General features: G+C 44.8%; 8 protein-coding genes. 6 read left to right on the plus strand and 2 right to left on the minus strand.

Annotation, left to right across the window (positions count from 1 at the left end; genetic code table 11):
• Positions 1-59: 59 nt before the first annotated feature.
• The 4 genes from FEM55_RS12980 to FEM55_RS12995 all read left to right on the plus strand — a co-directional run bounded on the left by FEM55_RS12980 (position 60) and on the right by FEM55_RS12995 (position 6,462).
• Positions 60-737, plus strand: coding sequence for an ABC transporter ATP-binding protein (locus tag FEM55_RS12980; protein ID WP_138281803.1), 678 nt, complete (start codon positions 60-62; stop codon positions 735-737).
• Position 738: 1 nt separating this feature from the next.
• Positions 739-1,116 (plus strand): hypothetical protein, encoded by a 378-nt coding sequence (locus tag FEM55_RS12985; RefSeq protein ID WP_138281804.1) that lies wholly within the window; start codon positions 739-741, stop codon positions 1,114-1,116.
• A gap of 252 nt (positions 1,117-1,368) precedes the next feature.
• Positions 1,369-3,753: an ABC transporter permease gene (locus FEM55_RS12990; protein WP_138281805.1), complete on the plus strand. Its 2,385-nt coding sequence runs from the start codon at positions 1,369-1,371 to the stop codon at positions 3,751-3,753.
• A 249-nt stretch (positions 3,754-4,002) separates the two neighbouring features.
• The gene (locus FEM55_RS12995) at positions 4,003-6,462 is read left to right on the plus strand and encodes an ABC transporter permease (RefSeq protein ID WP_138281806.1); all 2,460 of its coding nucleotides are present in this window, start codon (positions 4,003-4,005) and stop codon (positions 6,460-6,462) included.
• A 92-nt stretch (positions 6,463-6,554) separates the two neighbouring features.
• Here FEM55_RS12995 and FEM55_RS13000 read toward each other — a convergent pair whose 3' ends face one another.
• On the minus strand, positions 6,555-6,938 hold the full coding sequence (locus FEM55_RS13000; RefSeq protein WP_138281807.1) for a type II toxin-antitoxin system VapC family toxin: 384 nt from the start codon (positions 6,936-6,938) through the stop codon (positions 6,555-6,557).
• On the minus strand, positions 6,935-7,261 hold the full coding sequence (vapB, locus tag FEM55_RS25115; protein WP_212748306.1) for a type II toxin-antitoxin system VapB family antitoxin: 327 nt from the start codon (positions 7,259-7,261) through the stop codon (positions 6,935-6,937). Before vapB ends, FEM55_RS13000 begins: the two co-directional genes overlap by 4 nt.
• Positions 7,262-7,401: 140 nt before the next feature.
• On the opposite strand from vapB, the gene FEM55_RS13010 reads away from it, so the two are divergent.
• Together FEM55_RS13010 and FEM55_RS13015 are read left to right on the plus strand one after the other, a co-directional pair.
• Positions 7,402-9,822 carry an ABC transporter permease gene (locus tag FEM55_RS13010; RefSeq protein ID WP_138281808.1) on the plus strand — a complete coding sequence of 807 codons (2,421 nt, stop codon included), beginning with the start codon at positions 7,402-7,404 and terminating at the stop codon, positions 9,820-9,822.
• A gap of 50 nt (positions 9,823-9,872) precedes the next feature.
• Positions 9,873-12,251: an ABC transporter permease gene (locus FEM55_RS13015; RefSeq protein WP_138281809.1), complete on the plus strand. Its 2,379-nt coding sequence runs from the start codon at positions 9,873-9,875 to the stop codon at positions 12,249-12,251.
• The last annotated feature ends 149 nt before the right edge of the window (positions 12,252-12,400 follow it).

A 12,400-nucleotide genomic window follows, 5' to 3' on the forward strand; every position in this document is an offset into this window, starting at 1 on the left:
CATTTATCATAACCAAATTGCCGATAGCTAAAAGCTAACAGCCAAAAGCCAGAAAAACGATGATCAAAATTACGAACCTTCACAAAATCTTTTCTACGGAAGAAGTAGAGACCACAGCGCTGAACGGCATTGATATGGATGTCAGGGACGGCGAATTTGTTGCCATTATGGGGCCTTCAGGTTGCGGGAAATCCACGTTGCTGAATATCCTCGGACTTCTGGATAATCCAAGTGAAGGTTCTTACGAATTTTACGGGACCGAAGTCGCAAAAATGTCGGAAAGACAGCGCGCGCAGATCCGTAAGGGAAATATCGGGTTTGTATTTCAGAGCTTTAACCTGATTGATGAACTGACCGTGTATGAAAACGTGGAGCTTCCTTTGCTGTACCTGAAAACACCTCCGGCAGAACGCAAGGAAAAAGTGGAAGCCGCCCTGACGCGCATGAACATGATGCACCGAAGGAACCACTTTCCGCAACAGCTTTCGGGCGGGCAGCAGCAGCGTACCGCCATTGCCCGGGCTGTGGTTGCAACGCCGAAAACAATCCTTGCGGATGAGCCTACGGGTAACCTTGACTCCAAAAACGGGGAGGAAGTTATGAGCCTGCTCAGCCAGCTCAATGCCGCCGGAACAACGATTCTGATGGTAACGCACTCGCCTTACGATGCCGGTTTTGCACACCGGATTGTAAATTTGTTTGACGGCAAAATAGTGACAGAAAAAGTACATGTGTAGCATGAAAGCTTTTTTAATTTTTGTCTTTGCCGGCGCCGGTATGCTCGGCATGCATACGCCGGCAATCGCCCAAAAAGATCCGGATTGCGGCAAAGTCACCGACCCGTGTGAAGTGAGAGCACATGCAGCCGTGTCGGAGTGCATATATACACCAACGTATGCAGCGGAAGAAGCCGGGGAATTTAAAAAATATGTGCGCTACAATGATGATTCCGGCGTACTCTTTCTTAAATATGAGTTTGTGAAAAACAGCGAAGAATTTATTTATGAAAAGACGATAAATGCCGTCGGAAAATCAAAGGAAGAGCGTAAGCAGATCATTCTTGAATTTGAAGACGAAATAGCATTTCCGGGAAGAGAAACGCCTATTAACCTGTAATTCCGGATTGGTGCAGCAAAGCTGTTGCGCAAGCCGGAATTACTTTTGTACGCAGTCCGTGATTTGCTCCATATGAATTTTAAGGTCGTGTGAAAAGTGCCTTTGCATGGTTTACCGTCTGCTTTCAGGCTGTAAAGACAGCTTTGATGAATGCGGTAAAATCTCCGGATTCGGAGTGAAAGTATTTGTGCCGGAAAGACAATTCAGGTACAGCCGTTTTTCTGTTTCTGTATTTACCTGAACCTTAAAGCCATGATCAAAAACTACCTGAAAATTGCTGTCCGCAATTTGACCAGAAATAAAATATTTTCATTAATCAACATTGCCGGTCTTTCGCTTGGGCTTACATGCTGCATGCTGATTGTACTTTATACAAAGGATGAAATAAGTTTTGACCGTTTTCAGGAGAAAAAAGATCATTTGTACAGGATAAAAGTAACCTTGTCGGACGATAAGGAAACGCACACAATCGGCAGTACCAATGCGATCCACGGGCCATCGTTCAAGGCGGAAATTCCGGAAGTGCACGAGTTTGTGAGGACACAAACCAGCTCATTTGTCATCAGGAAAGGCCGCGAACTGCTGAATGAAGATGTCCTTTTTGCCGATAGCAACTTTTTTAATGTTTTTACAATGCCCTTGCTGGCCGGCGATCCGAAAACAGTCCTGAAAGATATCCATTCGATTGTGCTGGCAGAACACATTGCTGAAAAGTACTTTAATACCAAAGATGCGGTCGGCAAAGCCCTGGAACTGAAAATCGGCGATGTGTTTGAAACGTTTACCGTATCGGGTGTAGCCCGGAAATGTCCGCAGAATTCATCCATACAGTTTGAAGCCATTTTGCCTTTTCAGTTTCAGGAGGCCAGAGGCTGGACGGACCATGCGTGGCTGGGCTTTTATATGAACACCTTTGTTTTGCTGCATGACAATACAAATTACCAAACGGTTATTCCAAAGCTTAATCGGATTTTCAAAAGCAAATCGGCGGATGAGATCGGCAAGATCAAGGATTTCAACCAGAAAATCAGTTTCAGTCTTCAGCCTTTTATGGAAGTTCATCTGGACAGCGAATCGAGCGAACTCCGGAACGGGCTTGGACGCGGCGGCAGTCCGGTTTATTCCTATATCCTTTCCGGGATTGCCATTTTCATATTGCTGATTGCCTGTATCAATTTTGTAAATCTTACCGTTGCCAGATCGCTCAACCGCGCCAAGGAAATCGGTATCCGAAAAGTAGTCGGCAGCCAGCGCAAGCAGCTGATGATCCAGTTTCTGGGCGAATCGTTCCTGCTGTCGTTCATTGCATTCAGTTTTGCGCTTTTACTGACAAAGTTCATTCTGCCAACCTTTAATGTACTGACCAATAAGGAGCTGTCACTTTCGTACCTGCTCGATGCACAGCTTGTTACAGGTTATTTGCTGCTGTTTCTGGTAACCGGCATGATTGCTGGATTTTATCCGGCTTTGGTGCTGTCGGGATTCAGTCCTGCGCAGACACTTTATAACCGTACCCGCCTGACACAAAGAAATTACCTTACCAAAGGACTGGTCGTGTTCCAGTTTGCCTTGTCCGTATTTCTGCTGGTTGGCACGCTGGTTATCTATTCCCAGTTCAACTATCTGACAAACAAGAAGCTCGGTTATAATGACAAGAATCTGATGAGTTTCAGTACGGGCCGGGGTGGCCCGGGCAATGAAACACTTGCCACGATTATGGAAGAACTGGAAAATACGACCGGCATTGAATCCGTTGCTGCTTTCAATGGCCATTACAACGGAACCGGTGCAGAGGTGAACGGCAAAAGAATGGATTTCGGGTACATTGGCGTAGACGATCACTTTCTTTCAACATTACAGGTCCCGCTGGTTAAAGGACGTAATTTTTCCAGGAGTTATCCTTCCGATCCGCTGCAATCCGTTGTCGTGAACGAAGCTTTTGTAAAGGAAGCCGGCTGGCATGATCCGATTGGCAAGGAAGTGGATTTTAAATGGAAAAACCAGAAAATGAATGTGATCGGAGTAATCCGGGATTATCATTATGCTTCCCTGAAAGACACGATCAAGCCGTTGTTATTGACGCAGGACCCCAATTATCGTCTGGGAACCGTATATCTCAAACTCAACGCCGCCAACATTCCGGAAACGATCAGAACCGTGGAAAAAATATTCCGGAAGCATGTTCCGTTTATGCCATTCGAGTATCATTTTGAAGATGCTGCCAATTATAAAAGATATGAATCCGAGGCCCGCTGGAAACAGATGATTACGCTTGCAGCGGCACTTTCGATCTTTGTTTCCTGCATCGGTCTGTTTGGTCTGGCTACTTTCAATGCAGAAACAAGGGTTAAGGAAGTCGGGATCAGAAAAGTGCTTGGTGCTTCAGTTTCGAGTATTGCCGCTTTGTTATCCACAGATTTTGTAAAACTGGTTTTGCTGGCGATTGTCATTTCGCTGCCACTTTCCTATTATGCCGTGAATGTCTGGCTTCAGAACTTTCCATACCGGATTGATCTTACATCGTGGTACTTTATTTCGGCTGCATCCATCGCCATTTCCGTCGCCATACTGACAGTGGGTTTTCAGAGTGTAAAAACAGCCTTGCTTGATCCGGTAAAATCGCTCCGGAGTGAGTAAACGGAAGTGCTGGAATGCTGATTTTTATCTTTTCAGACAATTACTGAAAAATGAAATTTTTTTTAGGAACATAACTCCAGGCCAAGTCCAATACCGAACAAAAGTGTCCGTAAGCGGACACTTTTGTTATTTTTATAGCTACTTAATTTCTTGATTATTAGCATATAAGTAAATTTTTTGCTGCGCTGGTACAATATTCATTGCATAGTAGCCGAACCTATGCAACAATACGTTTGCAATCTGTTAGCCATGATAAAAAATTATTTGAAGATCGCCTGGCGGAACGTGCTTAAAAGCAAACTCTTTTCTGCTATCAATGTTTTTGGCCTGTCCGTAGGAATGACCTGCTGCATGCTGCTTTTGCTGTACATTTTAAGTGAAGTTTCGTTTGACAGCCATCATCAGTTTGGCAAGGATATTTATCTGATCAGAAGCGTTCGTATTCAGTCCAACGGAGAAAAAATGGATAATCCGCGTGCGCCTTCGCCTTATGCCGGTGCCATCAAATCGGAATTTCCGGAGGTAAAGCAGGTCACAAGATTATGGCAGAATTTTCTGGAAAACAAAACGCTGCTCAGCGTGGAGGAATCCGGCAAGTCTGTAAAGTCATTTTATGAAACCCGCGGCTATCATGTTGATTCTACTTTTTTCGACGTTTTCACGTATCAGTTTCTGGAAGGTGATGCCAACACGGCACTCGATGACGCGCATGCGGTTGTGCTGTCGGAAGAAGTGGCCAGAAACCTGTTCGGCAGTGCTTCTGCGCTGAATAAAATAATCCGTCTGGGCGGTACAACGGGAAATGGTGAAAATTTCAGGGTTACAGGTGTTTACAAAGATGAAAGTGCACGTTCGCATATTGATGCCCGTTTTTTTGTTTCGATGCATGCCGGCTGGGTTGGCGGTTTTCTGAGAGAGCAGAAGCAGGATTTTACCAACAACAATATGTTTTATACATACGTCCGACTGGCTCCCGGAACGGACGCATCCGGTTTTGAAAAGAAATTGCCTGCATTTATTGATAAATATGCGCGGCAGGATCTGAAGGCGGCCGGTGTTGACAAGCAAATGGCCCTGCTTGCAGTGAACGATATTCACCTTTTTAATCAGATTGAAAGCATTGTAACGCCGACAACAAGCTCCACGTACCTTTATGTGCTGGCATCCATTGGGTTGTTTACGCTGCTTATTGCCTGCATCAATTTCATGAATCTGGCAACAGCCCGTTCTGCGAAACGTGCAGCCGAAGTGGGCATTCGAAAAGTGATGGGTGCCGGAAAAAGCGGGCTGGTCGGGCAGTTTCTGGGAGAATCCATGGTGCTTACGTTTATTGCATTGGCTGTTGCTGCGGTTCTCGTCGTGTTGTTTCTGCCTGTATTTAACGAGCTTGCAGGCAAAATGCTGGATTTCAATGAACTGCTCAAACCTGAAATTATGCTGGCATTTGTCGTGCTGGCCTTTGTAACCGGATTGCTGGCCGGAAGTTATCCCGCATTTTATTTATCTGTTTTCAACCCGCTGGATGTAATAAAAGGAAAATTTGTCAACTCTGTTTCGGCTACGACTTTGCGTAAAGGGCTTGTTGTTGTGCAGTTCGTCATTTCCACCGGGCTCGTTGTGGCTACGCTGGTTATTCAAACCCAGATGAAATACATGCGGGAACAGCCGCTTGGATTTACCAAAGATCAGCAGCTTGTCATTCCTTTGCGAACCGAGGCTGCAAAGCATGCGTATACAGCCTTACGTAATGAGTTTTTACAAAACAGTCAGGTGGAAGGTGCCTCCGGAACATCTTACTATCCGGGAATCCTGAACCCGAGCGATATGTCTCTTTATCCGTCAGATCAAAGTATCCACGAAGCCAAACTTGTTAAAACAAACTGGGTTGCTCCTGATTTTATGAAAACAATGGGATTTGAAATGGCGGCGGGCCGTATGCTATCAGCTGATTTTCCCGGAGATACCAATTATAAAATGGTGGTGAACGAAGCAACCATACGAAAAATGGGCATTCCGCTGGAAAAAGCAGTTGGCAGCAGGCTCCATTTTAAAAGCAATACGGACGACGTAATACATCCTCTTGAAATCGTTGGCGTTGTGAAGGATTTCCACTTTGCCGATCTGCATCAGGCCATTGAGCCTTACGCCTTGTTCCTGAATATGAATTCCGATTTTAACTACATCGTTACGCATGTCAGTTCCAGAGATGCCGGCAAGGTGCTTCCGTTTATCGAAAGCAAATGGAAGTCGCTGGTTCCGGACGAGCCTTTTACATACAGTTTTCTGGATCAGGATTTTCAGAATAATTATGCCGCGGATGCCCGTACTTCGCGCATTGTCAATTCTTTTACACTGATTTCCATCGTTATTTCCTGTCTTGGCCTGTTCGGACTTGCGGCATTTGCAGCACAGCAGAGAATCAAGGAAATAGGTGTTAGGAAAGTGCTGGGCGCTTCCGTGACAAGCATTGTGGCCTTGCTTTCGGGCGATTTTATCAAACTGGTCATTGTTTCCATTGTCATTGCCACGCCGCTTACATGGTATGTAATGAACAAATGGCTGCAGGGATTTGCTTACAAGATCAGTATTCAATGGTGGATGTTTGTGCTGGCCGGCGCGCTTGCCGTATGCATTGCCATCATTACCGTAAGCACGCAGGCGATTAAAGCAGCCGTTACAAATCCTGTAAAATCGCTGAAAAGTGAGTAGCGCAGGCGTTGTGAGATGTAGAATGTGAAATGTAAGATGAGTTGATGGTTGATACTAAGAGCTGCCAGCTAGAAGCTGATAGCTGTTGACTTTTACCATTCTGTATTTATCTTGTAGTTTCCAAAATTAGCATCTTTGCTAATAACCGGAATATTTTCGCAAAAAGATTGTGCTATAATTATTCTGTCAAAAGGATCTCGGTGATAAAAGGGCAGGTTAACTAATGCAACTGTATGCTGAAACGTAATGGGAAGTAAAACAAAGCCGTTTCTGGTTATATAGAGATCAAGTTCTGCATACGGCATTTTGATTTCCAACTTGCCAATACTTATTTTAATTGCTATTTCCCAAAACGTAGCAATACTGATAAATTTACAGTTAATAGGACTGTTTATTATTTGTCTAGCATTTGCTGAAAGTTCAAGATCGCCATTAATAAACCATAATAAGATGTGTGTATCAAGCAAGTATTTCATTGCATATATTCCCGAAAATCATCTAGCGGATCATCAAAATCAGCTGACATTCTGATTTTTCCTTTTGCGCATCCAAATACGGGAACTGCTTTCTGGTTTTGCGATGCAGATTTTTGAACCAGTGAATCAACAAATTCATTTACTTCCTGCTTTAATTCCGGAGGCAGGGTTTGAAGTTTGATGTATAATGAAAGCTCGCTCGTCATCAGATCAAATGTAAGTTCTACTTGTAAAGATATGGAAATACGCCCGCTATGAAAAATAGTTGGCGGTTGTAAATTACCCTCGAACGCAAATGAACAAAAGTGTTCGCTTTTGAACATTGAAAATTTCTGGTTGTTGGTATAATTTATTGATTATAAGCTATTTATGCTTGTTAATAAATTTTGGTATAATATTCTTTAAAATGAAGCTGATGAATAGTAGCAATCCCTGCTGCCTGTATATTTAGCCAAGAAAAACCATGTTTAAAAGTTACCTTAAAATCGCCTTTCGTAACCTCTGGAAAAGCAAGGGTTATGCTTTTATCAATATTGCAGGCCTTGCCGTGGCATTCTGCATCAGCACTTTTTTGTTTCTGACCGCATACTTTGCCTTGTCCTTCGACAATTTTCACAAGGATAACGAACGGTTGTATCAGGCTTATTTTTTCTCGAACGAGCCGGAAAAAGCAGAAAAAGTAGGCTCGATGCCTTTTCCGATTACGCCCGCACTCAAAGCCGAATTTCCCGAAATAGAAGGTGTTACAAGGGTTCTGAACGGCAGCAATGTGGTGGAATACAAAGGGAAATATTTTGATAAGCAAGTTCTTTTTACAGATCCGGATTTTCTGAAAATCTTTACGTTTCCGCTTGTAAAAGGCAGTCCGGAAACGGCACTTCAGGACCTGAGCAGCATAATCATTTCCGAAAATATGGCCGAAGCAGTGTTCGGAAAAGAAGATCCGTTGGGCAAGCCGCTTGATGTGGGTCTGGACGGCAGTAAAAAGCAGTATGTCGTAACGGGGATTTTAAAGGATTTTCCTGAAAATTCATCTATCAAATTTGATGCTTTTATAAGAAGCGAAAACGCAGCGAACTACCAGAATCAAAAAGATCAGTGGGATGCCTATTCGCATCGCGTATTTTTAAAATTAAACCCGAATACAGATCAGGCTTCTTTTGAAAAGCGCCTTAAACCGTTTTCAGCCAAATACTTCGGTGAAAATATCGCTTCATTGAAAAAGAAAGGAGCAAAGCCGGATGAAAAAGGAGATTTGTTTGCCGTACGGATAGAGCAGATCCGGAAAGTGCATTTTGACTCACAGATGTCCGGCGGAGGAAGTGCACCGCTTGCGCTTGTGTATGCGCTGATGGGAATCGGTTTTTTTATCCTGCTCATTGCCTGCATCAACTTCATCAACCTGAACGTGGCAAGATCTTTTATCCGTGCACGTGAAGTAGGCGTCCGCAAATCGCTCGGTGCATTGAAAAACCAGCTTTTTCTGCAGATATGGGGTGAAGCGGGCATCATCTGTTTTATGGGTTTTCTGTCGGGAGTTATCCTGGCGGTTCTGCTGCTGCCTACTTTTAACGCCACTTTCCAGGGAAAATTAACTCTGGATTATTTGCTTCAGCCCGATAAGTTAGCCATTCTGCTGAGCCTTTTCATACTTGTAACTTTGCTTGCGGGCGGTTATCCTGCGTGGCAGATGTCCAAGTTCAACGCGGTGGAAGTGCTGAAAGGAAAAGTTTCCCTGAAGAAGCCCGGTGTATTGCGTAACTCACTGATTGTAGCACAGTTTACTTTGTCAAGTCTGCTGATCTGCTGTACTGTTATTGCCATTCAGCAAGTGGATCATCTGAGAAAACAACCGCTGGGTTTTCAGAAAGAACAGGTCATCAGTATTCCGGTCGGGAAAAAGGTGAACGGACGTCAGGTGCTGATGCGGATGCGGAACAAACTGGAAGGTGATCCCAACGTACTCGGCATTACCGGAAGCGGTGTAAACCTCGGCGTAGGAATTGACAGAGGTACTTCAAGAAGTATTCTTGGGTTTACGTACAAGGAAAAGGAAGTCACAACAGACTGGCTGCATGTGGATTACGATTATTTAAAAACGCTGAATATCAAATTGCTGGCGGGCCGCGAGTTCAGCCCGGCTTATCCTTCGGATACGCTTGACCGGGTTATTATTACGGAAAGCATGGCCAGAATGATTGCAGAGCCCGAGCCGGTCGGTAAATTTTTCCAGACAGATACAGCCGGTGCCAAATACCAGATCATCGGCCTCATTCCCGACTTCAACCTGTATTCTTCCAAGAATGAAAAGAAGCCGATCACCATGCATGTTTCCGGTTCGGAAGCGATCAATTATATATTTGTGCGCGTAACGCCGCAGAGCCTTAAAGGTGCTATGGACAAGTTCAGGGAAATCTGGGATGAAGTGGCGCCCGGATCCGAATTTATTGGTTCCTATGTGGATGAAAATACAAATTCATGGTACCGCGAGGAAGAACAGCTTTCGCAGGTTTTCAGTCTGGCTTCCGGCATTGCCATTATGCTTTCCTGCCTCGGCCTTTTTGCTGTTGCACTGATTGTCATTGAGCAGCGTACCAAAGAAATCGGCGTTCGTAAAGTGCTGGGTGCAAGCATATCCAATCTGGTTTTTGTTCTGTCGCGTGACTTTGTGAAACTGGTGCTGGTCGCTATTTTCATCGCATCGCCGCTTGCGTGGTTTTTTATGCAGAAATGGCTGGATAATTACCCGTACCGCATTGAGATAAATCCATTGGTATTTGTTCTGGTCGGGCTTTCCGCCATCATCGTGGCAGTCTTTACCGTCAGTTTTCAAAGCATCAAGGCAGCATTGATGAACCCGGTAAATTCATTGAAAAGCGAATAAATTGTCGTGTGATGACAAGCGAGTAATATCCCAATCCATACTATAAAGCCATGATCAAGAATTATCTGCTGATTGCACTGCGCAATCTTGCCAAAAACAAAGTTTACTCATTCATCAATATTACTGGCCTTGCCGTCGGGATTGCCATTGCCATGCTGATCGGCCTTTGGGTCTGGGATGAACTTTCCTATAATAAATACCACAGGAATTACGACAAGATTGTGCAGGCATGGGTAAGCCAGACTTTTAATGAACAAACGGGCAGCGGCACGGCTGTTTCCATTCCGGCGGCTGTTGAAATGACCACCAAGTATTCGGCCGATTTCAAATATACGTCACTTGCTTCCTGGAATAACAGTCATTTACTTACGAATGGCGAAAAGAAAATCAATAAACCGGGCATGTATGCACAGCCGGATCTGCCTGAAATGCTTTCTTTGAAAATGATCCGCGGCGATTATGCCAGTGCACTGAAAAACCCGGGTTCCATCATCATAGCGGAGTCTGTAGCCAAAGCACTTTTCGGAAATGAAGATCCGCTGAACAAAACGCTCAAACTGGATATCAGGAAAGATGTTAAAATTACGGGCGTTTATGAAGACATTCCGTTCAATTCTGATTTCAGAGAACTGATGCTTGTCTTGCCGTGGAACGATTATCTGGTTTCCGAAAACTGGCTTAAAAATGCGCAGACGCAATGGGGAAATCATTCGTTCCAGTTTTTTGCACAGGTTGCGGATCAGGCGGATATTGATAAAGTGTCGCTTAAGATAAAAGATGTGGAGCTGCCGCATGCATTTTCCAAAACGGACAAGCCGCAGTATTTCCTGCATCCGATGAGCCGCTGGCACTTGTATTCCGAGTTCAAAGACGGCAAAAACGTAGGCGGAAGCATTCAGTTTGTGTGGCTGTTCAGCATCATCGGCGTTTTTGTGCTGCTGCTTGCCTGCATTAATTTCATGAACCTGAGCACTGCACGTTCGGAAAAGCGTGCGAAGGAAGTCGGAATCCGGAAATCCATCGGTTCATTGCGGAACCAGCTGATTTTTCAGTTTCTGAGCGAATCTTTTCTGGTTGTCATTTTGGCGCTTGTACTCGCTGTCCTCATTGTTTTGCTGGCGCTTCCTGCCTTTAATGAATTGTCCGGCAAGCATGTAAGTCTTCCGTTTGCCTATTTTCAGTTCTGGCTGGCCATTCTTGTATTTGCTTTGTTCACCGGTCTTATTTCAGGAAGTTACCCGGCATTTTACCTTTCTTCTTTCAACCCGCTGGCTGTTCTGAAAGGTACCTTTAAAGTTGGCAAATGGTCGGCTGTGCCGCGTAAAGTAATGGTTGTCATGCAGTTTACCGTTTCCATTACGCTCATTATCGGAACAATCATCGTTTTTCAGCAAATTCAACATGCCAAAAACCGGCCGGTCGGTTACGACCGGCAGGGATTGCTTCAGATCCGCATTTCACCAAATATCTTCGGAAAGTATTATCCGCTTCGTGACGATCTTTTGAAAACAGGCATGGTCAGTGAAATGAGCGAATCTTCCAGCCCGACCACGGATATTTATTCCAATCAGATCGGTTTTGAGTGGGAAGGAATGACACCCGGTTCCGTGCCGCTTTTCGGGACAATTGCATGTACGCATGATTTCGGAAAGACAATCGGCTGGAAAATTATAGAAGGCCGTGATTTTTCACGCGATTATTCTACTGATACAGCTGCATTTATCCTGAATGAATCAGCGGTCAAACTGACGGGAATCAAAAATATCATTGGCAAAACAATCCGTTTTAACGGCAAGCCGCGGCAGGTCGTGGGTGTCGTCAAGGATATGGTCATGCAGTCGCCGTATGAGCCGGCCATGCCAACTGTTTTTCTGATGGATTACGAATGGGCCAATCTGATCAATATCAAGCTGGCACCGGGTGTTCCGGTTGACAAGGCACTGAAAAGGGTAGAGGCCGTTTTCCGCAAACACGATCCGGATTCTCCGTTCGAGTTCAAGTTTGCCGATGAGGAATACGATGCCAAGTTCCGCTCTGAAGAAAGAATCGGAAAGCTGGCCCGTGTATTTGCCGTGCTGGCCGTATTTATTTCCTGCCTCGGACTGTTCGGGCTTGCCGCCTACACGGCCGAGCAGCGTACAAAGGAAATCGGGATTCGCAAGGCGCTTGGCGCAAGCGTAGCGCAGATGTGGGCCATGCTTTCCAAAGAATTTGTTTATCTTGTTACGATTTCCTGCATCATTGCTTCGCCTATCGCCTTGTATTTCCTGAATGACTGGCTTCAAAAATACCAGTATCATATTGAACTGAGCTGGGTTGTGTTCGCTGTTTCTGCATTTACCGCTATTGTCATTACGCTTTTGACTGTGAGTTTTCAGGCTATAAAAGCAGCATTGATGAACCCGGTAAAATCTTTGCGGAGCGAGTAGTATTTAACCGGATGAAAGCGATTGGTCGATAAAATCAGGCATACTGTCTGCCAGCAGAGCCCAGTGGCAGATCGGGGTTCAGGTGCATTAAACGTTTGTGAAAAAAGGTCCTCTAACCTTCATAAACAAACACTTTAATACTTGAAACC

The sequence above is a fragment of the Dyadobacter sediminis genome (assembly GCF_005860765.1).
In the GTDB taxonomy this organism is placed as follows: Bacteria; Bacteroidota; Bacteroidia; order Cytophagales; family Spirosomataceae; genus Dyadobacter; species Dyadobacter sediminis.